Raw genomic sequence first — 22888 nt, 5'->3', positions numbered from 1 at the left:
GTTATGTCGGGTTCCAAAGGGTGTGGAACGAAAAGAGGTGTCGGCCTGCACCGAACGGCGCGCATCCTACACCGGCCTTTCCCCGAGCGTACAGCAGACAGAGAAAAGCCGGACGTTAGTCAGCAAAAGGCCATCTAAGTTCTTTACTTGTAGCTTGAAGCTTCGAACTTGTCGCTGCGTAGCCCTATAATGCGCGCCGGTTTTTGGGGTAATGGTCATGAGTACAGAAGATCCGCGGTTTGCAGGCGTCGCCCGCTTGTATGGCATTGAAGGCCTGGAACGCTTGAAAGCGGCCCATGTGGCGATCGTCGGCGTCGGCGGCGTGGGCTCCTGGGCGGCGGAAGCCATGGCCCGTTGTGGGGTCGGCGAGATTTCGCTGTTTGACCTGGACGATGTCTGCGTCAGCAACAGCAACCGCCAGTTGCACGCCCTGGACAGCACCGTGGGCAAGCCCAAGGTCGAGGTAATGGCCGAGCGCCTGCGCGGCATCAACCCGGACTGCACCGTGCACGCGGTGGCGGACTTCGTGACCCGCGACACCATGGCCGAATACATCACGCCGAATATTGATTGCGTGATCGACTGCATCGACGCCGTCAACGCCAAGGCCGCGCTGATTGCCTGGTGCAAGCGTCGCAAGATCCAGATCATCACCACCGGTGGCGCTGGTGGGCAGATTGACCCGACGCTGATCCAGGTGTGCGACCTGAACCGCACCTTCAATGATCCATTGGCGTCGAAAGTGCGCTCCACCCTGCGTCGTGACTACAATTTTTCCCGCACCGTGACCCGCCATTACAGCGTGCCGTGTGTGTTTTCTTCCGAGCAGCTGCGCTATCCCAAGCCGGACGGCAGCATCTGTTTGCAGAAAAGTTTTGTGGGTGATGGTGTGAAGCTGGACTGCGCCGGTGGGTTTGGCGCGGTGATGATGGTCACGGCCACGTTCGGTATGGTGGCGGCGACCAAGGCGGTGGACAAGATTGTGGCTGGGGTGCGTCGGCCTTCGGAGCGGGTCAAGCCCGCCTGAATCTCAGGACGTTACACAGTTCAAAATGTGGGAGGGAGCAAGCCCCCTCCCACATTCAGCTTTGTGTTCGGCTGAGTTCGCGCATCCGCTGCAGAACTGCATTCAAACCGTTGCTGCGTGACGGGGAGAGTTGGCGCGAAAGCCCAAGTTGATTGAACCACTCCGGCAGATCAACTGCCTGCAACTCAGCAGCCGACAACCCATTGACCCGCGCCAGCAGCAACGCCACCAGCCCCCGGATCATTCGCGCATCACTGCTGGCGGAAAACTGCCAATGGCCGTCGTGCAAGCGCCCCACCAACCACACCTGGCTTTCGCATCCGTGCACAAGATTGGCGTCGACCTTCTCTTCATCGGCCAAGGCGGGAAGGCGCTCGCCCCACTGCATCAGCATCCGCGCGCGTTGTTCCCAACTTCCTACGGCCTGGAAGGCTTCCAAGGCGGCAATCGCATCCACGGGCAAACTCATCGCAACATGTCCAGTGCTTGATCCAGCGCTTCAAAAAAGCGCTCAAGATCGTCGGAATCGTTGTACAGCGCCAGGGAAACGCGGATCGCTCCTGACAGTTGCATCGCCTTGAGCAGCGGCATAGCGCAATGATGGCCGGCGCGTACCGCAATGCCTTGCTCGGTCAGCAGGTGCGCGAGGTCGGCGTTGTGCACGCCCTCGACCACAAAGCTGACCAGCGCCACCTGCGGCGAGCCCAGCACCCGCACGCCGTTGCGCGCCTTCAGGCCGTGCAACAGGTAGTCATGCAAGGCCGCTTCATGGGCGATGACCGCTTGCGGGTCCAGGGAACTCAGGTAATCCAGGCTGGCGCCCAGGCCGATCACGCTGGCAATCGGCGGAGTACCCGCCTCGAAGCCCAGCGGCGCGGGGCGAAAGCTCGCGCTGTGGTAGTCCGCCTGCTGCACCATCTCCCCGCCGAACTGCCAGTGGCGCAGGTGATGCAGGGCTTCGTTGCGGCCATAGAGCACGCCGACGCCGTCCGGGCCGTAAAGTTTGTGGCTGGAGAAAACATAAAAGTCGCATCCCAGCGCTTGCACGTCATGGCGACCGTGGACGATGCCTTGGGCACCGTCGACCACGGTCAGGGCGCCGTGGGGCTGCGCCAAAGCCAGCAAGGCTTCCAGCGGTTGCCAGGCGCCAAGCACGTTGGACAACTGGCTCACTGCCAGCAGGCGCGTGCGTGGGCCGATCAACTCGGCGGCGGCGTGCAGGTCGATCACGCCGTCATCACTGAGTGGCAATACCACCAGCGTGAGCGCTCGACGTTTGGCCAGTTGCTGCCAGGGCAGCAGGTTGGCGTGGTGTTCCAGGGCGCTGATGACAATCTCATCGCCCGCATTGAATAAGTGCTCAAGGCCGTAGGCCAGGAGGTTCAGCGCAGAGGTAGCGCCGTGGGTAAACACGATTTGCCCGGTGTCACCTGCATTCAACCATTGCGCAACTTTGCTGCGACTGTCCTCGAAGGCCTGGGTCGCGTGGGCGCCCGGTAAATGCTGGGCACGGTGCACATTGGCTGCGCCGTTGGCGTAGTAATGGCTGATGGCATCCAATAAGGCTTGGGGTTTTTGCGTCGTAGCGGCGTTGTCCAGATAGGTCTGGTCTTGCCGTTGCAGGGTGGCAATGGCCGGAAAATCGGCGCGCCAGGGGGAGGGCACAAGCATGGTGGTCAAGACTCGTATAAGCGAGCCCCAGGATCGGGGCCCGCTAGTGGCATCGAGTGGCTGCTTAGTTGTGAGCGTGCAGCGCTTCGTTCAGTTCGATGGCCGATTTGTGGGTTTTGCACTCCACGGCACCCGTCTCGGAATTGCGGCGGAACAGCAGGTCCGGTTGACCGGCCAATTCACGTGCCTTGACCACTTTGACCAATTGGTTCTGCTCATCCAGCAGCGCAACCTTGGTCCCGGCAGTCACATACAAGCCCGATTCCACGGTGTTGCGGTCGCCCAACGGGATACCGATACCGGCGTTGGCGCCGATCAGGCAGCCTTCGCCAACCTTGATCACGATATTGCCGCCGCCCGACAGGGTGCCCATGGTGGAGCAGCCGCCGCCCAGGTCCGAGCCCTTGCCGACGAACACGCCTGCCGACACGCGGCCTTCGATCATGCCCGGGCCTTCAGTGCCGGCGTTGAAGTTGACGAAACCTTCGTGCATCACCGTGGTGCCTTCGCCCACGTAGGCGCCCAGGCGGATACGTGCCGCGTCAGCGATACGCACGCCGGCCGGAACCACGTAGTCGGTCATTTTCGGGAACTTGTCCACCGAGAACACTTCCAGCAGCTCGCCACGCAGGCGTGCTTCCAGTTGGCGTTCGGCCAGTTCGCCGATGTCGATCGCGCCCTGGCTGGTCCAGGCCACGTTCGGCAGCTGCGGGAACACGCCAGCCAGGCTCAGGCCGTGGGGCTTGACCAGGCGGTGGGACAGCAAGTGCAGTTTGAGGTAGGCCTCAGGCGTGGAGGTCAGTGCGGCGTCTTCTGCCAGCAGGGTGGCGACCAGCGGCGTGTGGCTTTCCGCCAGGCGGCTCAGCAGAGCGGCTTGGGTGGCGTCGACGCCCTTGAGCGCGTCGGCCAGTTGCAGCGCCTGGGTCACAGTGAAGGTGATCGCCTGGTTACCTTCGGTGTAACCGAGGATCGGCGCGATGGCCGCGACGATTTCAGCCGATGGATTAAGCAGCGGTTGTGCGTAAAACACTTCCAGCCAAGCACCTTGGCGGTTCTGAGTGCCAACGCCGAAGCCCAGGCTGAACAGGGAATGGGACATGCTGTTACCTCTACAAAAATGGAAGGGCTGGCCTACTTGAGGGCCGCCGAATAACTATCTGGCTTGAAGCCAATCAGGGTTCTGTCACCGAGATCAAGCACCGGGCGCTTGATCATCGAAGGTTGCGCGAGCATCAATTCAATGGCTTTCGACTGATCGAGATCGGCTTTGCGTTCGTCTTCGAGTTTGCGAAAGGTGGTGCCCGCACGGTTCAAAACCACCTGCCAACCGTGCTCGTCGCACCATTGGGTCAAGTGTTCGCGGTCGATACCGGCCGTTTTGTAGTCGTGGAACTCATAGTTCACAGCGTGCTCATCGAGCCAGGTGCGCGCCTTTTTCATGGTGTCGCAGGCTTTGATGCCGAAAAGGTGCGACGTTTTGCTTGAAGCGGTCAAGGAATTGCCCCCTTTTAGGATGCTCAAAACGAAAGGTCCGGGATTATGCCACGACCAGCGGGTTTGGGTGCCGGTCGTCCTGCGCTGTGCGACTTTTGTGCAAAAGCCAGCGCGTAACATAGCCGGTTAATATGGCACTTCAATGGCCAGTTGTTGCCTGATGTGTGTCGTTGCAAGTCGATTGTCCGGGAAAACCGCGTTGGGCAAACCGCCTGCACCGTTCTTATTCATTTCCCGGCCTGCACCAGGATCACGGCATTCGGACAGCTATCACGCCTATCAAAGTATCGAGCTGGGGTTTATGAGTGTGCCTCATGAGCCCTTGCCGATTTACCCGTCTAGTCCATATTCGCCAGCGCGCTTACTGTTCTGCCAACGTTAAATGTCGGGAGATCGAAATGCGCAAGCGCACGCTCGGAACCAGTTCACTTGAAGTCTGCGCCTTGGGTTTAGGCTGCATGGGCTTGAGCCATGGCTACGGCCCCGCTACGGACACCCAACAAGCTATCTCATTGATGGCGGCAAATCCCCATGGAGCCGGCGGATCTGGCCGCGCACAACTGCATTAATCTGCGTCTCCCGACTCATGGGAGCCTCATGCAGTGGGATTTCGAGAAGAACGGTCACGAGCTCAAGGCACGCGTAGAAGGCCAATGGACATTCAACAGCAGCGTGCCAATTTTGCGTGCGGCTGTGGCGGGATGTGGTTTGGCGTTTCTTCCAGAAGACATGGTGGCCAACGAATTAGCGGAGGGCAGTCTCGTGCGGGTTCTGGAAGATTGGTGCCAGCCGTTCGCGGGCTACCATCTTTACTATCCGAATCGACGTGAGCATTCATCCGCATTTGGCGTTGTGGTTGACGCATTAGTTTATAAACAATGAGCGATGGGCAGAGCGGGCCTATTGTGGCAGCGCAAGCTTCGGCTCAAAGCCCTGCGTGCGCAACGCCTTGAGTTATGCAGTCTGAGTCGGCATCACGAAATCGCGGACGATGTATTGCGGGAGGCATTGGCGGAGCTTGATATGAGTGAGGCGAACCTGGGATTGAGAAAGTAGCGTCTTCGCCCTTATCGGGTCTGGGGTAGGTTTTTTTCGCCCAGGCAATGTCCCCCGCACTGAGTGTCGAGCCTCCTGAGTGGTACACGTTGCTAGTGGTCAAGCCGGGGTCGATGGCGTAATGCATGATCGAGTCTGGATCGTAGGGCAAAAAATCGTAGGACTCGCTGCGCGGTAGCGGTAGAAAGTTGGTTTGCTGATCGGGTTGTGGGTAGTTCAGGTCAAGAACAGCGTGATCCCATTGGACATTGGCATCGGGATGTTGATGCGCGTGGTGTGCGCCCAGCATGTGCCCGAACTCATGCAGCACGGTTTGGTTGAATGACGGTAACGTATGATCTCTCGGCAGGCTCATCGTTGGGGCGCCATACAAAGCACGTTGAGCGTCGTTACCTATCCGTGAGGAGCCGCCCGCGTCGCCTACCATGTTCTGCGTAATTTTAGCGTCGCCCTCGTCGCCCGATACGAACTCGAACGTGAGGTTGATATGGGTTGACCACTCGTTGGCGGCGTTTTTGACTGCCCGCACATAGGGGTCATCCATCGGGTAATCGTACATCACGATCTTGATAGTGCTGTTTTGCGGCCAGTATTTAGCGGGTTCACCCACGTTGCGTCGACTTCTGGAAAGGCGTTCGGGTTGATCGACGCGGTCGTTCGAGCGATCAGTGGGGGGAGGGGAGCAGGGGGTAAAAACGGTGGCTGAGATCATGGCTTTTTCCCGTTGGAGTCAGTGACGAATCTGTTGACTGATTTGTCCTGAACGCAGGGGAAGTTCCAGCATGGAGTGTATGCAATGTTTAACTTGGCCCGTGATATCTGTCAGATACCACGGGCATAGCGTTTATTTTCGGCGGTTAATGAACGCCCGGATCCGCTCAGCCGCTTCCACGCACTCCGCCAACGGCGCAACCAACGCCAGGCGCACCCGACCGGCGCCAGGGTTGAAGCCATCTACCTCCCGTGACAGGTACGAACCCGGCACGACGGTCACATGTTCTTCCACGAACAGGTCGCGGCAGAACGCAGCGTCGTCGCCATTCACATTCGGCCACAAATAGAAGCCGCCATCTGGGCTCTCCACGTCCAGTACTGGCTTGAGAATCGCCAGCACAGCGTTGAATTTCTCGCGATACAAGTCACGATTGGCCAGCACGTGGGCTTCGTCCTGCCAGGCCGCAATGCTGGCCAGTTGCGTTTGTACCGGCATCGCGCAGCCATGGTAGGTGCGGTACAGCAGGAAGGCCTTGAGGATGTCCGCGTCGCCGGCCACAAAACCGGAGCGCAGGCCCGGCAGGTTGGAGCGCTTGGACAGGCTGTGGAATACCACGCAGCGCTTGAAGTCCTGGCGGCCCAGTTCGACACAGGCGCTCAGCAGGCCCGGCGGCGGGGTTTGTTCGTCGAAGTACAGCTCGCTGTAGCACTCGTCGGCGGCGATGACGAAGTCGTATTCGTCGGCCAGGGCGATCAGCTTTTTCAGGGTCTCGACCGGGATAAGCGCGCCGGTCGGGTTACCGGGGGAGCACAGGAACAGGATCTGGCAGCGTTTCCAGATATCCGGCGTCACAGCGTCGAAGTCCGGGTTGAAGCCGTTCTCATCCAGGCATGGCAGGTAATGCGGCTTGGCCCCGGCCAGGAACGCGGCGCCTTCGTAGATTTGGTAGAACGGGTTCGGGCTGACGACCAGGGCATCGTCGCCACGGTTGACCACGGTCTGGGTGAAGGCGAACAGCGCCTCGCGGGTGCCGTTGACCGGCAGGATATTGCGCGCCGGGTCGAGCCAGCCCTTGGGCACGTTGAAGCGACGTTCACACCAGGCGCCGATGGCCTCGCGCAGCGCCGGGATGCCCAGGGTGGTGGGGTACACCGCCATCTGGTCGAGGTTGCTGCTCAGAGCCTCGGCCACGAAGGTCGGGGATTTGTGCTTGGGCTCGCCGATGGACAGCGCAATCGGGCGCTTGTCCGGGTTCGGCGTGACGCTGCCCAGCAGTGCGCGCAGTTTCTCGAACGGGTAGGGTTGCAGCTGGTTCAGGGCGTTGTTCATGGGAATCTCGTGCAAGGCGTTAAAAACTGGAATGAGGTTTAGATCGTCAGGCGCGTCAGCTCGACGCCGGGTTCCTGAGTCACGCTCAACTGCTGCACGATGGCTTCCTGCAATCGCAGGCACAGCTCAGGATCGGACAGTGGCTGGTTGTCGGCGTCGGTAATAAAGAACACGTCTTCCACGCGCTCGCCGAGGGTCGCAATCTTGGCGTTCTGCAATGACAGGTCGAACTCCAGGAAGATCCCGCCGATACGTGCCAGCAGGCCCGGGCGGTCCGGCGCGCTGAGTTCCAGCACGGTGACCGGGCGCTGCGCGTCGTTGGAGATGGTCACCTGGGGCGCAAATGCAAAGTGCTTGAGCTGGCGCGGCACCCGGCGCTGGATGATGGTCGGGTAGTCGTCCGGGTTGCGCAGGGCCTCGGTGAGGCCTTCGCGGATCTTTTTCACCCGCGCCGGGTTGTCGCCGATGGACTCGCCTTCGGTGTCGAGCACGATATAGGTGTCGAGGGTGAACTGGCTGCTGGAAGTGATCACCCGGGCATCGTGGATGTTCAGGTTGAGCTGGTCCATGGCCGCCACGGTCACGGCGAAGAAGTCGTGCTGGTCGGGCGCATAGATGAAAATCTGCGTGCCGCCTTCGAATTCGCGCTGGGTGGTTTCCTTGATCAGTACCAGCGGGCCGCCATCGGCGGGCTGCTGCAGGATCGCGTCAGTGTGCCAGGCTACATCGCCGGCAGTGTGGCGCAGGAAGTAATCATCACCCAATTGCGACCACAGCTGCTCGACGTCGTCCGGGTCGTTGCCGCCGCGCACCAAGATATCCAGCGCCGCGCTTTGGGTGCGGCGGATCTGCTCTTCGCGGTCCACCGGGTTTTCCAGGCCACGGCGCAGCGCACGCTTGGTCTCGGTGTACAGCTGGCGCAACAGGCTGGCGCGCCACGAGTTCCACAGCGTCGGGTTGGTGGCGTTGATGTCGGAGACGGTCAGCACGTACAGGTAGTCGAGGCGGGTTTCATCGCCGACCGCCTGTGCGAAGTCATGGATCACCTGCGGGTCGGACAAGTCCTTGCGCTGGGCCGTGGTCGACATGACCAGATGGTTCTGCACCAACCAGACGATCAGGCGGCTGTCCCATTGCGGCAGTTGGTGGCGCTGGCAGAAGGCCTCCGCGTCGACCGCGCCGACTTCGGAGTGGTCGCCATGCCGGCCCTTGCCTATGTCGTGGTACAGGCCGGCCAGGTAGATCAGTTCCGGCTTGGGCAGCTTGACCATGAGCTTACTGGCCAGCGGGAATTTCTCCGACACCTGGGTGTATTGCAGCTTACGCAGGTGCTTGATCAGGTTCAGGGTGTGCGCATCCACCGTATAGATGTGGAACAGGTCGTGCTGCATCTGCCCGACGATAAAACCGAACTCCGGCAGATAGCGCCCGAGAATGCCGTAGCGGTTCATGCGACGCAGATTGCGATGGATACCGATCTTGCACTTGAACAGCTCGATAAACAGGCTGGTGTTGCGGATGTCATTGCGGAAATCATCGTCGATCAGGTGACGGTTTTCCCGTAGCAGGCGGATGGTGTCGGCGCGCACACCTTTGATTTCCGGCTGCTGGGCCATCAGTACGAAGATTTCCAGCATGGCGAACGGGGTGCGGCGGAACACGTTGTCGTTGCGTGCCTCGATATAGCCGTCGTGCAGTTGGAAACGCGAATTGATTGGCTGCGGCGGTGCTTCGTCTTCGGGGGCGAGGATCACTTCTTCGAAGTGCTGGATGATCAGGTCGCTGAGCTGGGCAATGCTCATGACCACCCGGTAGTACTGCTGCATGAAGCTTTCAATGCTGGTCTTGGCGTCTTCGCCTTCAAAACCCAGCAGGGTGGCGATGGAGCGTTGATGGTCGAACAGCAGGCGGTCTTCGGAGCGGCCGGCGAGCATGTGCAGGGCGTAGCGCACTTTCCAGATGAATTCCTGGGATGAGGCCAACAGGGCGTTTTCGCTTTCTACCAGAAAGCCTTCGCCAGCCAGGGCGCGCAGGTTCAGGGTGCCGTACTGGCGACGGGCTACCCACAAAATCGTCTGGATGTCGCGCAGCCCGCCCGGCGAGCCTTTGACGTTGGGTTCCAGGTTGTATTCGGTGTCGTTGTACTTGTGGTGCCGGGTCTTCTGCTCGGCGCGCTTGGCCAGGAAGAACTCCTTGCTCGGCCACATATGCGCGGTGCTGGTGACTTCCAGCATGCGCTGGCGCAGGCGCTCGGGGCCCGCGATAGTGCGGCTTTCCATCAGGTTGGTGATTACGGTGAGGTCGGCGCGGGCCTCTTCGGCGCATTCGTCCACCGAGCGCACACTCTGGCCGACTTCAAGGCCGATGTCCCACAGCAGCGTCAGAAAACGCTCGATGGAATCGCGAAAGGTCTCATGGTCGGCGCTGTCCAGCAGGATCAGCAGGTCGATGTCGGAGTAGGGGTGCAGTTCGCCACGGCCATAGCCGCCGACGGCCACCAGGGCGATATCGGCGTCTTCACTCCAGTTGAACTGTTCCCAGGCCTTTTGCAGGATGTTGTCGACGAACCAGGCGCGGTCCTCGATCAGTCGGCGGATGTCCCGGCCGCTGCGAAAGCGCTCATCGAGCACCTCGCGGGCCTGGCGGATCGCTTTCTTGAAAGCGGCGATGGGGCTTGCCTTCAGGGCCAGTTCGGCCTGGAACTGGCCACGGTCGAAGAGTTCGGGATCCACCTGGGGCATCGATCGGCTTTCCTTTCTATCTATAGTCAGTCACAACACGCTGTGGGAAAACCTGGGCAACCTTCAAGCTGAAATGCGAGGGATCGTGTCGTCGGCGCGCAGGGTGAAGATCTCGTAGCCGGTTTCGGTGACCAGCAGGGTGTGTTCCCACTGGGCCGAGAGCTTGCGGTCCTTGGTGATGGCGGTCCAGCCGTCGCCCAGCACCTTGGTGTCCGCCTTGCCCTGGTTGATCATCGGCTCGATGGTAAAGGTCATGCCTGCCTTGAGCTCCATGCCGGTGCCGGCGCGGCCGTAGTGCAGGATCTGCGGTTCTTCATGGAATACGGTGCCGATGCCGTGGCCACAGAAATCACGTACCACCGAGAAACCGTTCTTTTCAGCGTGTTTCTGGATCACTTCACCGATATCGCCCAGGCGGCAGCCGGGCTTGACGATTTCGATGGCCTTGTACATGCATTCCTGGGTGACCTGGGACAGGCGCTCGGCCCAGACCGGCACGTTGCCGACGTGGAACATGCGGCTGGTGTCGCCGAAGTAGCGGTCCTTGATCACGGTGACGTCGATGTTAAGGGTGTCGCCGTCTTTCAGGGGTTTGTCGCACGGGATGCCGTGGCAGACCACGTGGTTGATCGAGGTGCAGATCGACTTGGGGAAGCCCTTGTAGTTGAGCGGGGCAGGGATAGCCTTCTGCACGTTGACGATGTAGTCGTGGCAGATCTGGTTCAGTTCTTCAGTGGTGACGCCGGGCTTGACGTGTTCAGCGATCATTTCCAGTACGTCGGCAGCCAATTTACCGGCAATGCGCATGCCGGCGATGTCTTCGGCGGTTTTCAAACTAACAGTCATACAGGCTCTCTCTAGCGCGGCGCGCTGAAATCAATACGGTTTACGGGCGCGCGACAAAAGGTTACAGAATTCGCACAAGCCCCAAAAAACGCGATTCTAACAGACGCGGGCGGCAAATCATGAGCCCCTGACGATCGCTTCTATCTATGAGGTGGGGCTATATCCGCTCTATTCAAAGGGTTGCGCATCACTCGCGCACGCCAAATGTGATTGCGGGTTCCGTTTTCGCCCTTCGTGTGGTATAAAATGCGCCGCTTTCCGGGGATGCCCCGAAGAGCTTAAATCCACACACGTGTCGACACGATGACCTGGGTGCCGGAGGCCTTGATGCCGCTGGTTGGTCATTGGGATACGTGGAGGCCAAACCCGACTTATTAAGGAACTATCATGTCCCAAGTCAACATGCGCGATATGCTGAAGGCCGGTGTGCACTTCGGTCACCAGACCCGTTACTGGAACCCGAAAATGGGTAAATACATTTTCGGCGCGCGTAACAAGATCCACATCATCAACCTTGAAAAAACCCTGCCAATGTTCAACGAAGCTCTGACTTTCGTAGAGCGCCTGGCCCAGGGCAAAAACAAGATTCTGTTCGTCGGCACCAAGCGTTCCGCTGGCAAGATCGTTGCTGAAGAAGCAGCACGTTGCGGTTCGCCGTACGTCGATCACCGCTGGTTGGGCGGCATGCTGACCAACTTCAAAACCATCCGTGCTTCCATCAAGCGTCTGCGTGACCTTGAAGTGCAAGCCGAAGACGGTACTTTCGCCAAGCTGACCAAGAAAGAAGCGCTGATGCGCTCCCGTGACCTGGAAAAGCTCGATCGTTCCCTGGGTGGTATCAAGGACATGGGCGGTCTGCCTGACGCACTGTTCGTTATCGACGTTGATCACGAGCGCATCGCGATCACCGAAGCCAACAAGCTGGGCATCCCTGTTATCGGCGTAGTCGATACCAACAGCAGCCCGGAAGGCGTTGACTACATCATCCCAGGCAACGATGACGCAATCCGCGCTATCCAGCTGTACATGGGTTCGATGGCTGACGCTGTAATCCGTGGTCGTAACCACGTTGCTGGTGGTGCCGAGCAGTTCGTTGAAGAAGCTCCGGTAGCCGCAGCTGAGTAATTGACGCCCTGGCGTTGACTCAGTAAGCAAAAAGGGGGCTTGGCCCCCTTTTTGCCACCTCGAAAACCATTTGTGAGCGGCGCAGCTACATCATCTGTAACGTGCAGCGGCCTACAAGGGTGGTTCGGGAAGAATTGATCCCCCGTTCGATCGGGTGGAATGGTTGAAAACCTATCCAAGAGGAATTTGAAAATGGCAGCAATTACTGCAGCGTTGGTTAAAGAACTGCGTGAGCGTACCGGCGAAGGCATGATGGATTGCAAGAAAGCCCTGGAAAAGGCTGACGGCGACATCGAAAAAGCCATTGATGACATGCGTGCTTCCGGCGCCATCAAGGCTGCCAAGAAAGCAGGCAACGTAGCTGCTGAAGGCGCTATCGCTCTGAAAGAAGACGGCAAATCTGCCGTTCTGCTGGAAGTGAACTCGCAGACCGACTTCCTGGCTCTGCAGGACGACTTCAAGGCATTTGTTGCTGCCAGCGTTGAAAAAGCGTTCGCCGACAAACTGACTGACGTCGCTCCGCTGATCGAGGCTCAAGAAGCTGCTCGCCTGGTACTGGTCGGCAAGGTTGGCGAAAACGTCAACATCCGTCGCCTGGTACGCGTTGAAGGTGATGTTGTTGGCGGTTACCTGCACGGCAACAAGATCGGTGTTGCAGTTGTCCTGAAAGGCGGCAACGTTGAACTGGCCAAAGACATCGCTATGCACGTAGCGGCCAGCAACCCTGAGTTCCTGCTGCCTTCGGAAGTTTCTGCCGAAGCCATCGAGCGCGAAAAAGCTGTGTTCCTGCAGCTGAACGAAGAAAAAATCAAAGGCAAGCCAGAAAACATTGTTGAGAACATGGTCAAAGGCCGTATCAGCAAGTTCCTGGCTGAAGCAAGCCTGGTTGAGCAGGCGTTCGTCAAGAACCCTGAAATCAAGGTTGGCGAACTGGCTAAGAAAGCCGGTGCTGAAATCGTTTCCTTCACTTACTTCAAAGTAGGCGAAGGCATCGAGAAGCCGGTCGACAACTTCGCTGAAGAAGTTGCTGCCCAGCTGGCTGCCGCCAAGCAATAAGACAGTTTTCAACTGTCGCCCGAAAGAGGCTGCCCGCTCACGCGCGCAGCCTCTTTTCAAATGGGCAGGCCGAATTTATTTGGCTTACCCTCGGAACTGGCTTACAAAGCCGTGTTCCGATGGCGCTGTGACAGCGTCCAGCTAGAGTGAACGCAAGCCGTAAACGGCTCGCCAAGAATTTTTAAAAATACGCCGCAGGAGAGATTCGCAATGGCTCAGCAGGGCAGTGGTTATCAGGCTCGCTATAAACGCATTCTACTCAAGCTCAGCGGCGAGGCCCTGATGGGCTCGGAAGAGTTCGGGATTGATCCCAAGGTGCTCGACCGCATGGCGCTGGAAGTCGGCCAATTGGTCGGCATCGGCGTACAAGTCGGCCTGGTGATCGGTGGCGGTAACCTGTTCCGTGGCGCGGCACTGAGTGCGGCCGGTATGGATCGGGTCACTGGCGACCACATGGGCATGCTGGCCACTGTGATGAACGCCCTGGCGATGCGTGATGCCCTGGAGCGTGCCAATATCTCGGCTATCGTGATGTCGGCTATTTCCATGGTAGGTGTGACCGATCACTATGATCGCCGCAAAGCCATGCGTCATTTGAACTCAAAAGAAGTGGTGATCTTCGCCGCCGGTACCGGTAACCCGTTCTTTACCACTGATTCCGCGGCGTGCTTGCGTGCCATTGAAATCGATGCTGATGTGGTACTGAAGGCGACCAAGGTAGATGGCGTGTACACCGCAGACCCATTCAAAGACCCGCATGCCGAGAAGTTCGATCATCTGACCTACGATGAAGTGCTGGATCGCAAGCTGGGTGTGATGGATCTGACGGCTATTTGCCTGTGCCGCGACCACAAGATGCCGCTGCGCGTATTTAATATGAACAAGCCCGGCGCCCTGCTGAATATCGTACACGGCGGCGCAGAAGGGACTCTGATCGAGGAAGGCCAACAATGATCAACGAAATCAAGAAAGACGCTCAAGAGCGTATGCAGAAATCCCTGGACTCCCTGAAACATGCATTTGGCCAGATCCGTACCGGCAAGGCCCACCCAAGCATCCTGGGTAGCGTGATGGTGCCTTACTACGGTGCTGACACCCCGCTGAGCGGTGTGGCCAACGTGACCGTGAAGGATTCGCGTACCCTGCAAGTTGTTGCCTTCGAGCGCAACATGCTCGGTGCTGTCGACAAGGCAATCCAGAGCGCGGGCCTGAACCTCAACCCGACCAACCTGGGTGAGTTGCTGTTGATCTCCATGCCAGCCCTGACTGAGGAAACCCGCAAGGGCTTCACCAAGCAGGCGCGTAGCGCAGCTGAAGATGCACGCGTTGCTGTGCGTAACATCCGTCGCGATGCCTTGGGTGACCTGAAGAAGTTGGTCAAGGACAAGGAAATCAGCGAAGACGAAGAGCGTCGCGCCGTTGCCGATATCGAAAAGCTGACCAAGGACGCCGAGGCCCAGATCACCAAGGATACCGACGATAAAGAAAAGGACCTGATGGCCGTATAAGGGGTCAGGACGCCTTCATGGAAAAGACCAAGCAGACTGTACCCTCTGTGGTGCCGCGCCATGTCGCGATCATCATGGATGGGAATAATCGCTGGGCGAAGAAACGCTTTATGCCCGGTGTCGCCGGGCATAAAGCGGGTGTTGATGCGGTGCGGGCTGTGATTGAGGTGTGTGCCGAGGCCAAGGTCGAGGTGTTGACCTTGTTCGCCTTTTCCAGTGAAAACTGGCAGCGGCCTGCCGAAGAGGTCAGCGCCTTGATGGATCTGTTCTTCAAGGCGTTGCGCCGTGAGGCCAAGCGTCTTAACGACAACAATATCAGCCTGCGCATCATCGGTGATCGCTCGCGCTTCCACCCGGAACTGCAGGCGGCCATGCGCGAAGCCGAGGCCATCACGGCTGGCGCCAACCGTTTTGTATTGCAGATCGCAGCCAATTACGGCGGCCAGTGGGATATCGCCCAAGCTGCGCAGCGGCTGGCTCGCGAAGTGCAGGCCGGTCATCTGCGGCCGGACGACATCACGCCTGAGCTGTTGCAAACCTGCCTGGTGACCGGCGACCTGCCGTTGCCAGACTTGTGCATCCGTACCGGCGGCGAGCATCGCATCAGCAACTTCCTCTTGTGGCAGTTGGCCTACACCGAGCTGTACTTCTCCGACCTGTTCTGGCCGGACTTCAAACACGATGCCATGCGCACCGCGCTGGCCGATTTCGCTTCCCGCCAACGTCGCTTCGGTAAAACGAGCGAGCAGGTCGAAGCTGGAGCCCGGGTTTAAATGCTTAAACAACGAATCATCACAGCACTGATCCTGTTGCCGATCGCCTTGTGTGGGTTTTTCCTGCTCGACGGTTCCGGTTTTGCCCTGTTTATTGGCCTGGTTGTAACCCTTGGTGCCTGGGAATGGGCGCGATTGGCAGGGTTCAACGCACAGTTGCCACGCGTGGCGTATGCCGCAGTGGTGGCGGTGTTGCTGTTTCTCATGCATACCCTGTCGAGCATCATCGTCCCTTGGGTGCTGGGCGCTGCGGTGCTGTGGTGGGCGCTTGCGACCTATCTGGTGCTGACGTTCCCGCGCAGCAGCGGGCATTGGTCCAGTGTGGCCAGCAAGTTGGTGATTGGCTTGTTGATTCTGTTGCCTGCCTGGCAAGGGTTGGTGGAGATCAAGAATGCGCCGATGGGCAATTGGCTGATCATGGCGGTGATGGTGCTGGTGTGGGGCGCGGATATCGGCGCCTACTTCTCGGGTCGGGCATTCGGCAAGCGCAAGCTGGCGCCGGCGGTCAGTCCGGGCAAGAGTTGGGAAGGGGTGTACGGCGGTCTGGCATTGACCCTGCTGATCACCTTGGTGGTCGGCGTTGTACGGGATTGGTCGGTCACGGACATCTTCCTCGCCCTGCTGGGCACGGCCATCGTCGTCTTTATTTCGGTTGTGGGCGATCTCACCGAAAGCATGTTCAAGCGCCAGGCCGGGATCAAGGACAGCAGTAACCTGCTGCCGGGCCACGGCGGGGTGCTGGACCGTATCGACAGCCTTACCGCTGCCATCCCGATCTTTGCCGTGCTGTTGTGGATGACTGCTTCGTGAGCCGTCTGCAACAAGTGACCGTGCTCGGTGCAACCGGCTCGGTAGGGTTGAGCACCCTTGACGTGATCGCACGTCACCCTGACCGCTATCAAGTGTTTGCCCTGACCGGATTCACCCGCCTGAGCGAATTGCTGGCGTTGTGTGTACGCCACGTGCCGCGTTTTGCGGTGGTGCCTGAAGCGGCAGCGGCGCGCAGTCTGCAGGATGACTTGCGGGCTGCCGGGCTGGCCACTCAGGTGCTGGTGGGCGAGGAGGGGTTGTGCCAGGTCTCGGCCGATGCGCAAGTCGATACAGTGGTTGCCGCTATCGTCGGTGCCGCGGGCTTGCGCCCAACCTTGGCTGCCGTTGATGCGGGCAAAAAAATCCTGCTGGCCAATAAAGAAGCGCTGGTGATGTCCGGTGCACTCTTTATGCAGGCGGTGCGTAAAAGCGGTGCCGTGCTGCTGCCTCTGGACAGTGAGCACAACGCAATCTTCCAGTGCATGCCCGGTGACTATGCCCGTGGCTTGAGCCAGGTTGGCGTGCGTCGGATTCTGCTCACGGCCTCCGGTGGTCCTTTTCGACAAACTCCGCTGGCAGACCTGGAGCAGGTGTCTCCGGATCAGGCGTGCGCTCATCCGAACTGGTCCATGGGGCGCAAGATCTCCGTGGATTCGGCCAGCATGATGAACAAGGGTCTGGAGTTGATCGAGGCCTGCTGGTTGTTCGACGCACGGCCGGACCAGGTTGAGGTGGTCATCCACCCGCAAAGCGTGATTCATTCGCTGGTCGACTATGTGGACGGTTCGGTATTGGCCCAGTTGGGCAATCCCGATATGCGCACGCCGATCGCCAACGCCCTGGCCTGGCCGGAGCGGATTGATTCCGGTGTGGCGCCTCTGGACCTGTTTGCAGTCGCTCGCCTGGACTTTGAAGCGCCGGACGAGCAGCGCTTTCCTTGTCTGCGCTTGGCGCGACACGCGGCAGAGGCGGGTAACAGTGCGCCGGCGATGCTCAATGCGGCTAACGAGGTGGCGGTGGCGGCGTTTCTCGAACGGCGCATCCGCTTTCCGCAGATCGCGAGTATTATCGAGGACGTCCTGAGTCTTGAGCCTGTGGTGGCTGTGAATGACCTTGGGGCAGTATTTGAGGCGGACTCCAAGGCGCGGACCTTGGCCGAGCAATGGTTGAGCCGCAACACGCGTTAGTCTGTGGGCGCGTTTGAGCCTTCAGGCACTGGATTGGAATGCGGAGAAATTAGATGAGTGCGCTTTACATGATTGTCGGCACCCTGGTTGCTCTGGGTGTGCTGGTCACCTTCCACGAATTCGGCCACTTCTGGGTGGCGCGTCGTTGCGGCGTCAAGGTACTGCGTTTTTCCGTCGGTTTCGGCATGCCGCTGGTTCGCTGGCACGACCGTCATGGTACGGAGTTCGTGATTGCGGCCATCCCGTTGGGTGGCTACGTCAAGATGCTCGATGAGCGCGAAGGCGAAGTGCCGGCTGACCAATTGGATCAATCCTTCAATCGCAAGACCGTTCGTCAGCGTATCGCTATCGTTGCTGCTGGCCCGATCGCCAACTTCCTGTTGGCAATGTTCTTCTTCTGGGTCTTGGCCATGCTCGGCAGCGAGCAGGTGCGTCCAGTCATCGGCGCGGTCGAGGCAGACAGTATCGCGGCCAAGGCAGGTCTGGTTGCCGGCCAGGAAATTGTTTCTATAGATGGCGAGCCGACCACCGGGTGGGGCGCGGTCAATCTGCAACTGGTGCGCCGCTTGGGTGAAAGCGGCACCGTCAATGTCGTGGTGCGTGAGCAGGATTCCAATGCTGAAACCCCGCGTTCGTTGGCCTTGGATCAGTGGCTCAAAGGCGCTGATGAGCCTGATCCGATCAAATCCCTGGGTATCCGTCCGTGGCGTCCTGCGCTGCCTCCGGTGCTTGCCGAGCTGGATCCGAAGGGCCCGGCCCAGGCCGCAGGCCTGAAAACCGGCGATCGCCTGCTGGCCCTCGATGGCCAGGCGCTGGGGGAATGGCAACAAGTGGTCGATCTGGTGCGTGTACGCCCTGATACCAAAATTGTGCTGAAAGTTGAGCGCGATGGTGCTCAAATCGACGTCCCCGTGACCCTGGCGGTACGTGGCGAAGCCAAGGCGGCCGGGGGTTACCTGGGTGCTGGCGTCAAGAGCCCCGAGTGGCCGCCATCGATGGTGCGTGAGGTCAGCTTCGGGCCGTTGGCGGCAATTGGCGAGGGTGCAAAACGCACCTGGACCATGAGTGTGCTGACCCTCGAATCCCTCAAGAAAATGTTGTTCGGCGAGCTCTCGGTAAAAAACTTGAGTGGACCGATAACCATTGCTAAAGTGGCGGGCGCTTCTGCCCAGTCGGGTGTCGCGGATTTCCTGAATTTCCTGGCTTATCTGAGTATTAGCCTGGGTGTTCTGAATTTGCTGCCCATTCCTGTATTGGATGGGGGGCATCTGTTGTTTTATCTGGTCGAGTGGGTGCGTGGTCGCCCCTTGTCGGATCGGGTGCAGGGTTGGGGGATACAGATCGGTATCAGTTTGGTGGTCGGGGTGATGTTGTTAGCCCTTGTCAACGATCTGGGTCGACTGTAACGCTTCGCTGAATTGCGAATCTGCCGCATTTTGCGGCAGTTTGTTTATTGCCAGTTGGAATAAGAAAGGACTTCATGAAACGTCTGCTGCTAACTGCGGTTCTCACCGTATTGATGATCGCCGAAGTTCACGCCGAGTCCTTCACCATCTCCGATATTCGCGTCAACGGCCTCCAGCGGGTTTCCGCGGGTAGCGTCTTTGGTGCGTTACCGTTGAACGTCGGTGAACAGGCTGATGACCGTCGCCTGGTGGAATCCACTCGTGCGCTGTTCAAAACCGGTTTCTTTCAAGACATCCAACTGGGGCGCGAAGGTAACGTCCTGGTCATCACTGTTGTCGAGCGACCTTCCGTCGCCAGTATCGAGATCGAGGGCAACAAGGCGATCTCTACTGAAGACCTCATGAAGGGCCTCAAGCAATCCGGCCTGGCCGAGGGCGAGATCTTCCAGCGTGCCACCCTTGAAGGTGTACGTAACGAACTGCAGCGTCAGTACGTTGCCCAGGGTCGCTACTCCGCGACCGTGGAAACGGAAGTGGTCCCGCAGCCTCGTAACCGTGTCGGCCTGAAGGTCAATATCAACGAAGGCACCGTGGCGGCCATTCAGCACATCAACGTGGTGGGCAACACCAAGTTTGCTGATGAAGACCTGATCGACCTGTTCGAGCTCAAGACCACCAACTGGCTGTCGTTCTTCAAGAACGATGACAAGTACGCCCGTGAGAAACTCTCCGGTGACCTGGAGCGTCTGCGTTCGTACTACCTGGATCGTGGCTATATCAATATGGATATCGCTTCGACCCAGGTGTCCATCACCCCGGACAAGAAGCACGTCTACATCACCGTCAACGTCAACGAAGGCGAGAAGTACAAGGTTCGTGACGTCAAGCTGAGCGGCGACTTGAAAGTGCCTGAAGACCAGGTCAAGGCCCTGCTGCTGGTTCAGAAAGACCAAGTGTTCTCGCGCAAGCTGATGACCACCACGTCCGAACTGATCACCCGTCGCCTGGGTAACGAAGGCTATACCTTCGCCAACGTCAACGGCGTACCGACCCCGCACGATGATGACCACACTGTGGACATCACCTTCGTGGTTGACCCAGGCAAGCGTGCCTACGTGAACCGCATCAACTTCCGTGGCAACACCAAGTCTGCGGACGAAGTGCTGCGCCGTGAAATGCGCCAGATGGAAGGTGGCTGGGCGTCGACGTACCTGATCGACCAGTCCAAGACCCGTCTTGAACGCCTGGGCTTCTTCAAGGAAGTCAACGTCGAAACCCCGGCTGTACCGGGCGTGGATGACCAGGTTGACGTGAATTACGCCGTAGAGGAACAAGCGTCGGGTTCCATCACCGCCAGCGTCGGTTTTGCGCAGAGCGCGGGCCTGATCCTGGGTGGGTCCATCACCCAGAACAACTTCCTCGGTACCGGTAACCGTGTCTCCATCGGCCTGACCCGCAGCGAATACCAGAGCCGCTATAACTTCGGTTATACCGACCCCTACTGGACTGCTGACGGTGTGAGCCTGGGCTACAACGCCTTCTACCGCACCACCGACTACAAAGACCTCGATGTTGACGTTGCAAGCTATGCGATCGACAGCCTCGGCGCGGGTGTCAACGTTGGCTACCCGATCAGCGAAACCTCGCGTCTGACCTTCGGCCTGACCGCGCAGCAGGATGAGATCAAGACCGGTGTCTACACCGTGGACGAAATCTTCGACTTCACCCGTCGTGAAGGTGACAAGTTCCTGAACTTCAAGGCGTCTGCCGGCTGGTCCGAGTCGACCCTGAACAAAGGTGTACTGGCGACCCGTGGTCACTCCCAGAGCCTCACCCTGGAAACCACCACGCCGGGCAGCGACCTGTCGTTCTTCAAACTCGACTACCGTGGCCAGTTGTTCCAGCCGCTGAGCGATAACTACACCATGCGCCTGCACACTGAGCTGGGTTATGGCGATGGTTATGGTTCGACCAACGGCTTGCCGTTCTATGAGAACTACTACGCCGGTGGTTTCAACTCGGTACGTGGCTTCAAGGACAGCACCTTGGGCCCGCGTGGTACGCCGAGCCGTGGTGCAGGTGTGACCGGTAACTCGGGCACTGTCGTCGACTCGGACGATGACCCGCTGCCATTCGGTGGTAACGTGTTGATCCAGGGTGGTGCGGAAATTCTGTTCCCGCTGCCGTTCGTCAAAGATCAGCGATCCCTGCGTACTTCGGTCTTCTGGGACGTGGGTAACGTGTTCGACTCCAAGTGTGAGCAGATCACCAACCCAAGCGGCGTGAAGTCCAAGACTCAATGCAACGACGTGAGCCTCAGCAACCTGGCGAGCTCCGTGGGTGTTGGCGTGACATGGGTGACTGCGCTTGGCCCGTTGAGCTTTGCTCTGGCCATGCCGATCAAGAAACCGGATAACGCTGAAACCCAGATTTTCCAATTCTCCCTCGGCCAGACGTTCTAAGCGTCTGACCCAAGATAACGACAACGGATTCTGTAGGAGTACATCGTGCGTAAGTTGACTCAATTGGTTCTGCTGGCCACCGTGCTGGTAACCACCCCGGCCTTCGCCGAAATGAAAATCGCCGTCCTGAACTATCAGATGGCATTGCTGGAGTCCGACGCGGCCAAGAAATACGCCGTGGATGCCGAGAAGAAATTCGGTCCGCAACTGACCAAGCTCAAGACACTGGAAAGCAGCGCCAAGGGCATCCAGGATCGTCTGGTAGCCGGTGGCGATAAAATGCAGCAAGGCGAGCGCGAGCGCCTGGAGCTTGAATTCAAGCAAAAGGCCCGCGACTACCAGTTCCAATCCAAGGAACTGAACGAAGCCAAGGCTGTTGCCGACCGTGAAATGCTCAAGCAGCTCAAGCCAAAACTCGACAGCGCTGTGGAAGAAGTCATCAAGAAAGGTGCCTTTGACCTGGTGTTCGAGCGTGGCGCAGTGATCGACGTCAAGCCTCAATACGACATCACCCGTCAGGTGATCGAGCGCATGAACCAGCTGAAGTAAGCCATGATCGCGACTATCAAGCTCGGCGAGTTGGCCGAGTTCCTGGGGGCCACCTTGCGTGGCTCCCAGGAGAAGGAAATCACTGGGCTAGCCACCTTGCAGGAGGCTGGCCCAGCTCAGTTGAGCTTCCTCGCAAACCCTCAATACCGTAAATACCTCGTCGACAGCCAAGCCGCAGCCGTATTGCTCAAGGCTGCTGACGCCGAAGGGTTTGCCGGGGATGCGCTGGTGGTAGCTGATCCGTACCTGGCCTATGCGCAGGTGTCGCACCTGTTCGATCCGAAACCCAAGGCAGCCAGCGGTATTCACCCGTCGGCGGTGATCGCCGATGATGCCCAGGTTGATCCTGGCGCGAGCGTTGGCGCCTTTGCGGTGATCGAGAGTGGTGCGCGCATTGCGGCCGGTGTAACCGTTGGTGCGCATTGCTTTATTGGTGCGCGCTGTGAAATCGGTGCCGATGGCTGGCTGGCACCCCGCGTGACCCTGTACCACGATGTGCGTATCGGTGAGCGTGTGGTCATTCAGTCAGGTGCTGTGATCGGCGGGGAGGGCTTCGGTTTTGCCAACTCCAAAGGTATCTGGAACAAGATTGCCCAGGTCGGCGGCGTTTTGATCGGCGACGACGTGGAAATCGGTGTCAACACAGCTGTCGATCGCGGGGCCTTGGCCGATACCGTGATCGGCAACGGTGTGAAGCTCGACAACCAGATCCAGATTGCCCACAACGTGCAGATTGGCGATCACACCGCCATGGCGGCGTGCGTGGGGATTTCCGGCAGCACCAGGATCGGTAAGCATTGCATGCTTGCCGGTGGCGTCGGGCTGGTGGGGCATATCGATATTTGCGACAACGTTTTCATCACCGGCATGACCATGGTGACCCACTCGATTACCGAGCCGGGGGCCTATTCATCCGGTACCGCCATGCAGCCTGCGGCTGAATGGCGCAAGAGTGCAGCACGGTTGAGGCAGCTCGACGACATGGCTCGACGTCTCAAACAGCTGGAAAAGCGTGTTGGGGACGTGACCCCTGGCGGTAATGCTTCATCAGAAGGCTGATACCATTTCCATATCAAGTGTGCACAGCCGCTAGACTTGCCTCCTTGATTTGCTAGCGGGGCGTGCGTTTAGTC

Annotated in this window: 19 protein-coding genes and 3 pseudogenes; 14 read left to right on the top strand and 8 right to left on the bottom strand. The window is 59.0% G+C overall.

Translation table 11 applies throughout. The features are described 5' to 3' along the window. Nucleotides 1–211 precede the first annotated feature (211 nt). On the top strand, nt 212–1027 hold the full coding sequence (gene tcdA / locus EJD88_RS01135; protein WP_099583368.1) for a tRNA cyclic N6-threonylcarbamoyladenosine(37) synthase TcdA: 816 nt from the start codon (nt 212–214) through the stop codon (nt 1025–1027). A gap of 55 nt (nt 1028–1082) precedes the next feature. Here tcdA and EJD88_RS01130 read toward each other — a convergent pair whose 3' ends face one another. From EJD88_RS01130 to EJD88_RS01115, 4 genes are all read right to left on the bottom strand, one after another. Beyond that, nucleotides 1083–1496, bottom strand: a complete 414-nt coding sequence (locus EJD88_RS01130; RefSeq protein ID WP_158876310.1) for a SufE family protein — start codon at nt 1494–1496, stop codon at nt 1083–1085. Further along, nucleotides 1493–2698 (bottom strand): aminotransferase class V-fold PLP-dependent enzyme, encoded by a 1206-nt coding sequence (locus EJD88_RS01125; protein ID WP_158876308.1) that lies wholly within the window; start codon nt 2696–2698, stop codon nt 1493–1495. Before EJD88_RS01125 ends, EJD88_RS01130 begins: the two co-directional genes overlap by 4 nt. A 64-nt stretch (nt 2699–2762) precedes the next feature. Next, a complete protein-coding gene (dapD, locus tag EJD88_RS01120) occupies nt 2763–3797 on the bottom strand; it encodes a 2,3,4,5-tetrahydropyridine-2,6-dicarboxylate N-succinyltransferase (protein WP_099583365.1) in 1035 nt (344 codons plus the stop codon). A gap of 32 nt (nt 3798–3829) precedes the next feature. Then, a complete protein-coding gene (locus EJD88_RS01115) occupies nt 3830–4192 on the bottom strand; it encodes an ArsC family reductase (RefSeq protein WP_158876306.1) in 363 nt (120 codons plus the stop codon). 398 nt (nt 4193–4590) lie between these two features. On the opposite strand from EJD88_RS01115, the pseudogene EJD88_RS01110 reads away from it, so the two are divergent. Together EJD88_RS01110 and EJD88_RS01105 are read left to right on the top strand one after the other, a co-directional pair. Beyond that, nucleotides 4591–4710: pseudogene (locus tag EJD88_RS01110) on the top strand (aldo/keto reductase); the annotation flags it as partial. 1 nt (nt 4711) lies between these two features. Beyond that, nucleotides 4712–5074: pseudogene (locus EJD88_RS01105) on the top strand (LysR substrate-binding domain-containing protein); the annotation flags it as partial. A 301-nt stretch (nt 5075–5375) separates the two neighbouring features. On the opposite strand, the pseudogene EJD88_RS01100 reads toward EJD88_RS01105, so the two are convergent. The 4 genes and pseudogenes from EJD88_RS01100 to map form a co-directional block, all read right to left on the bottom strand. Beyond that, nucleotides 5376–5807 (bottom strand): annotated as a pseudogene (locus EJD88_RS01100) (M12 family metallopeptidase); the annotation flags it as partial. Between the two features lie 285 nt (nt 5808–6092). Next, a complete protein-coding gene (gene dapC, locus EJD88_RS01095; protein WP_158876302.1) occupies nt 6093–7292 on the bottom strand; it encodes a succinyldiaminopimelate transaminase in 1200 nt (399 codons plus the stop codon). Between the two features lie 38 nt (nt 7293–7330). Next, a complete protein-coding gene (locus EJD88_RS01090) occupies nt 7331–10033 on the bottom strand; it encodes a [protein-PII] uridylyltransferase (protein ID WP_158876300.1) in 2703 nt (900 codons plus the stop codon). A 63-nt stretch (nt 10034–10096) separates the two neighbouring features. Further along, nucleotides 10097–10879, bottom strand: coding sequence for a type I methionyl aminopeptidase (gene map, locus EJD88_RS01085; RefSeq protein ID WP_158876298.1), 783 nt, complete (start codon nt 10877–10879; stop codon nt 10097–10099). A 387-nt stretch (nt 10880–11266) separates the two neighbouring features. Here map and rpsB point away from each other — a divergent pair, with 387 nt between their 5' ends. From rpsB to lpxD, 11 genes are all read left to right on the top strand, one after another. Beyond that, nucleotides 11267–12004: a 30S ribosomal protein S2 gene (gene rpsB, locus EJD88_RS01080; RefSeq protein ID WP_102061743.1), complete on the top strand. Its 738-nt coding sequence runs from the start codon at nt 11267–11269 to the stop codon at nt 12002–12004. A 192-nt stretch (nt 12005–12196) separates the two neighbouring features. Continuing rightward, nucleotides 12197–13060: a translation elongation factor Ts gene (gene tsf / locus EJD88_RS01075; protein ID WP_099583358.1), complete on the top strand. Its 864-nt coding sequence runs from the start codon at nt 12197–12199 to the stop codon at nt 13058–13060. Nucleotides 13061–13270: 210 nt separating this feature from the next. After that, nucleotides 13271–14014: a UMP kinase gene (gene pyrH, locus EJD88_RS01070; protein WP_003189161.1), complete on the top strand. Its 744-nt coding sequence runs from the start codon at nt 13271–13273 to the stop codon at nt 14012–14014. Continuing rightward, entirely contained in the window at nt 14011–14568 is a 558-nt protein-coding gene (frr, locus tag EJD88_RS01065; RefSeq protein WP_158876296.1) for a ribosome recycling factor, read from the top strand. The genes pyrH and frr overlap by 4 nt, the downstream gene beginning before the upstream one ends. A gap of 17 nt (nt 14569–14585) precedes the next feature. Further along, nucleotides 14586–15341 carry a polyprenyl diphosphate synthase gene (uppS, locus tag EJD88_RS01060; RefSeq protein WP_099583356.1) on the top strand — a complete coding sequence of 252 codons (756 nt, stop codon included), beginning with the start codon at nt 14586–14588 and terminating at the stop codon, nt 15339–15341. After that, entirely contained in the window at nt 15342–16151 is an 810-nt protein-coding gene (locus EJD88_RS01055) for a phosphatidate cytidylyltransferase (RefSeq protein ID WP_099583355.1), read from the top strand. Continuing rightward, on the top strand, nt 16148–17338 hold the full coding sequence (ispC, locus tag EJD88_RS01050) for a 1-deoxy-D-xylulose-5-phosphate reductoisomerase (RefSeq protein ID WP_099583354.1): 1191 nt from the start codon (nt 16148–16150) through the stop codon (nt 17336–17338). The genes EJD88_RS01055 and ispC overlap by 4 nt, the downstream gene beginning before the upstream one ends. A gap of 53 nt (nt 17339–17391) precedes the next feature. Then, entirely contained in the window at nt 17392–18744 is a 1353-nt protein-coding gene (rseP, locus tag EJD88_RS01045) for a sigma E protease regulator RseP (protein WP_099583353.1), read from the top strand. A gap of 74 nt (nt 18745–18818) precedes the next feature. Beyond that, entirely contained in the window at nt 18819–21206 is a 2388-nt protein-coding gene (bamA, locus tag EJD88_RS01040) for an outer membrane protein assembly factor BamA (RefSeq protein ID WP_099583352.1), read from the top strand. Between the two features lie 45 nt (nt 21207–21251). Beyond that, complete coding sequence (locus tag EJD88_RS01035; protein WP_003172279.1) at nt 21252–21755, top strand: OmpH family outer membrane protein; 504 nt, start codon at nt 21252–21254, stop codon at nt 21753–21755. 3 nt (nt 21756–21758) lie between these two features. Then, nucleotides 21759–22814 carry a UDP-3-O-(3-hydroxymyristoyl)glucosamine N-acyltransferase gene (lpxD, locus tag EJD88_RS01030; protein WP_158876294.1) on the top strand — a complete coding sequence of 352 codons (1056 nt, stop codon included), beginning with the start codon at nt 21759–21761 and terminating at the stop codon, nt 22812–22814. The last annotated feature ends 74 nt before the right edge of the window (nt 22815–22888 follow it).

This window comes from Pseudomonas sp. PB105, assembly GCF_009764655.1.
Taxonomy (GTDB): domain Bacteria; phylum Pseudomonadota; class Gammaproteobacteria; order Pseudomonadales; family Pseudomonadaceae; genus Aquipseudomonas; species Aquipseudomonas cyclaminis.
The sequence above is the reverse complement of the archived record's forward strand: the minus strand, read 5'-3'. Positions and strand labels throughout refer to the sequence as shown.

Excerpts from the sequence above, each read along its gene's own strand:
- tcdA (WP_099583368.1), top strand. The coding sequence starts at position 212 with ATGGTCATGAGTACAGAAGATCCGCGGTTTGCAGGCGTCGCCCGCTTG.
- EJD88_RS01130 (WP_158876310.1), bottom strand. The coding sequence starts at position 1,496 with ATGAGTTTGCCCGTGGATGCGATTGCCGCCTTGGAAGCCTTCCAGGCC.
- EJD88_RS01125 (WP_158876308.1), bottom strand. The coding sequence starts at position 2,698 with ATGCTTGTGCCCTCCCCCTGGCGCGCCGATTTTCCGGCCATTGCCACC.
- dapD (WP_099583365.1), bottom strand. The coding sequence starts at position 3,797 with ATGTCCCATTCCCTGTTCAGCCTGGGCTTCGGCGTTGGCACTCAGAAC.
- dapC (WP_158876302.1), bottom strand. The coding sequence starts at position 7,292 with ATGAACAACGCCCTGAACCAGCTGCAACCCTACCCGTTCGAGAAACTG.
- EJD88_RS01090 (WP_158876300.1), bottom strand. The coding sequence starts at position 10,033 with ATGCCCCAGGTGGATCCCGAACTCTTCGACCGTGGCCAGTTCCAGGCC.
- map (WP_158876298.1), bottom strand. The coding sequence starts at position 10,879 with ATGACTGTTAGTTTGAAAACCGCCGAAGACATCGCCGGCATGCGCATT.
- rpsB (WP_102061743.1), top strand. The coding sequence starts at position 11,267 with ATGTCCCAAGTCAACATGCGCGATATGCTGAAGGCCGGTGTGCACTTC.
- tsf (WP_099583358.1), top strand. The coding sequence starts at position 12,197 with ATGGCAGCAATTACTGCAGCGTTGGTTAAAGAACTGCGTGAGCGTACC.
- pyrH (WP_003189161.1), top strand. The coding sequence starts at position 13,271 with ATGGCTCAGCAGGGCAGTGGTTATCAGGCTCGCTATAAACGCATTCTA.
- frr (WP_158876296.1), top strand. The coding sequence starts at position 14,011 with ATGATCAACGAAATCAAGAAAGACGCTCAAGAGCGTATGCAGAAATCC.
- uppS (WP_099583356.1), top strand. The coding sequence starts at position 14,586 with ATGGAAAAGACCAAGCAGACTGTACCCTCTGTGGTGCCGCGCCATGTC.
- EJD88_RS01055 (WP_099583355.1), top strand. The coding sequence starts at position 15,342 with ATGCTTAAACAACGAATCATCACAGCACTGATCCTGTTGCCGATCGCC.
- rseP (WP_099583353.1), top strand. The coding sequence starts at position 17,392 with ATGAGTGCGCTTTACATGATTGTCGGCACCCTGGTTGCTCTGGGTGTG.
- bamA (WP_099583352.1), top strand. The coding sequence starts at position 18,819 with ATGAAACGTCTGCTGCTAACTGCGGTTCTCACCGTATTGATGATCGCC.
- lpxD (WP_158876294.1), top strand. The coding sequence starts at position 21,759 with ATGATCGCGACTATCAAGCTCGGCGAGTTGGCCGAGTTCCTGGGGGCC.